This window comes from Candidatus Accumulibacter aalborgensis, from assembly GCF_900089955.1.
Lineage (GTDB): Bacteria > Pseudomonadota > Gammaproteobacteria > Burkholderiales > Rhodocyclaceae > Accumulibacter > Accumulibacter aalborgensis.
Genome location: NZ_FLQX01000067.1, coordinates 1 through 2,638, shown reverse-complemented (window position 1 = coordinate 2,638; position 2,638 = coordinate 1). Strand labels below are relative to the sequence as shown.

At 60.7% G+C, this 2,638-nt stretch carries 1 pseudogene; it reads left to right on the top strand.

The features are described 5' to 3' along the window. Positions 1 to 63: 63 nt before the first annotated feature. A pseudogene (locus ACCAA_RS04625) lies at positions 64 to 1,812 on the top strand (DUF6079 family protein); the annotation flags it as partial. Positions 1,813 to 2,638: the final 826 nt, after the last annotated feature.

Below are 2,638 nucleotides of genomic sequence, written 5' to 3'. Positions count from 1 at the left end.
GCAGCATCTCTCCACCGGTCACGATCACGCGAAACGACCGGTCACGTTCCGCGAAATACGCACCAGGAGCTTGAGCTCTTCCTTGAAAAGAACGGCGTCAGCTACTCGTTCCCGGCGGCCGACAAGGTGGTCAACAACAAAGCGGCGTTCGAGGAGATGATGGCCGCATTCACCGAGGTTCACCCCAGCCACGGCGTGCTGCTGGCTCGGCAAGACGTCAGCTTCGTCGTCGCCGAACGCCTGCTCAAGAAGACCGCTGACCAGCAGAACAAGATCCGCACCTACCTCACCAGGTTCGCCAAGTTCTACAGCTCGATGAACGAGCGCATGGATGAGTACGTGCGGCTGTTCCCAGTCCACCCAGAGTACATCGGCACCTTCGAGCGGCTGATCTTTACCGAAAAGCGCGGCGCCCTGGTGACCCTGCGCGACCAGATCCAGGCCATACTCAACGACGAGGTGCCCAGCGATCGCCCAGGACTGATCGGCTACGACAAGTTCTGGGAGACCGTGACCTCCACTCGGTGCTGCGCTCCGACCCCAGCATCGGCCCCGTCCTGAAGGTGTCGGAGGTGCTGGCCGAGCGCGTCCTGAAAGCCTTTACCCGGCCGGCTTACAAGCCCATGGCGCAGCGCGTGATCGCCGGACTGTCGGTGCATCGGCTCACCACGGGCGGCGACATCTACGTACCGGTCGGAGCGACCGCTGCCGAGCTGCGAGACACACTATGCTTGTACCAACCCGGCATTGAAGACCTGGGAGGTGACCCAGCCGACGACCTGCTCACCGCTGTGCAGACCACCCTGCGGGAGATCGTCAGGACGGTCAACGGCCAGTTCATCTCCAGGGCCCCGCTAGGAGACAAAACCGGCGAGCAGTACTACCTCGACCTGAAGAAGGACGTCGACTACGACGCACAGATCGAAAAGCGTGCCGAGGCCTTGTCTGACGACGCGCTGGACCGTGCCTACTACGGCGCCATCAAGCAGTTGATGGAGCGTACCGACGAGAACAACTACGTGACGGGCCACCAGATCTGGCAGTACCAGATTGAATGGCAAGAACGCCGCGTCGACCGCATCGGCTACCTGTTCTTCGGCGCCCCGAACGATCGACCGGCCGCCCAGCCCGAGCGCGACTTCTACATCTACTTCATCCAGCCCTTTAAGCCTCCGCGTTTCCGCGACGAGAACAAGTCGGATGAGGTGTTCATCCGGCTTAAGGGGCTGGACGATGCCATCAAGCGCCATCTGGCTTTCTACGCAGCGGCACAGGACCTTGCCTCCACCCGCCAGTGGCGGTGCGAAGGCCGTCTACCTGGACAAAGCCAAGGACGCCCTGCGCGAGATGAGCAAGTGGCTGCAGGAAAAGCAGATGACTGCCTTCGAAGTTACCTACCAGGGCAAGACCAGGACCCTGCAGAACTGGGCCAAGGGCGTCTCCCTCCGCGACAAGCTGCGCCTGGGTTCTGACGAACGTGCCAACTTCCGCGACATCGTCAACGTCGTTTCTGGCCTGGCGCTCAACCAGCAGTTTGCCGAGGTCTCGCCCGAGTACCCCACGTTCGCGGTGCTGGTGACCGAATCCAACCGCAAGAAACTGGTGGGCAATGCGTTGAAGGCGCTGGCCGGCGGCACCCGCACCAAGGACGCCAATGCCGTGCTCGACGCCTTGGAAATGCTGGACGGTGAGCGCATCGAGCCAGGCGAGTCACGCTACGCTCAAGAAGTGCTGAGCCGCCTGAAGGCCAAGGGCCATGGCCAGGTGCTGAACCGCAGCGAGCTGCTCAACGGACAAACCGACGTGGAGTTCTTGCGTATTCCACGCAAACTGGACAGTCATTCCACGCCAAACTGGACAGTGATTCCACGGCAAACTGGACAGTCGGAGCGTAGGGATGTGGGGTGAATGGGTTGTACTCTGAGAGGCGTACTCGGGTCAAGTTTTTAGCTCACCCGACAGCCCTGACGCATGACCCAGTCGAATCGGGCCCGTTTGCCGGTAACGCCTGCTTTGGTGTCAGCGCCAAGCTGAAACTGGTGTGAACCTGACGAGTTGAAACTGGATTTTCTTGAGGTCTCTTCTTCGTGCTTTAAGCATTTTTTGCTGACTGTTCTTTTGCTGGTTTGGTTTTTGTTCGGTGTTCTTCCGGGTTCGTGTCGTAGCCAATGGAGTGACTTGGCGAGAGGCACGAGAGGGATCGAGAGACGAAGCACAAGTGTCTGAATTGCGGAGAAGTCTTCGCGCCTGATGCGCGCAACGCGAAGCATCAGCGCTACTGTTCAGAGGTCGTCTGCCAGGCGGCCAGCAAGCGAGCGAGTCAAGCGCGGTGGCTGGCCAAGCCGGAGAATCAGGGTTATCACCGAGGGGCCGAGGCAGTGGCGCGGGTGCAAGCCTGGCGCGCCAAGCAAGCATCCGGGCTATAGCCGCCGTCCGGGCAAAAGCACCGAGCCCTGCGCACCTCCCGCACCGTTACAAGATGTCTTGCCCATGCAAGGCCTTGAATCAGAAGCGATCTCTTGTAACGCTCCGACAACCCCGCGACCGCCGTTACAAGATCTCCTGATCGCGCAACCTGCTGTTGGACGAAGCCGCTACGCGGAGGAAACGGCGGCGCTGTCGTGGTGTTGAAGTCAAG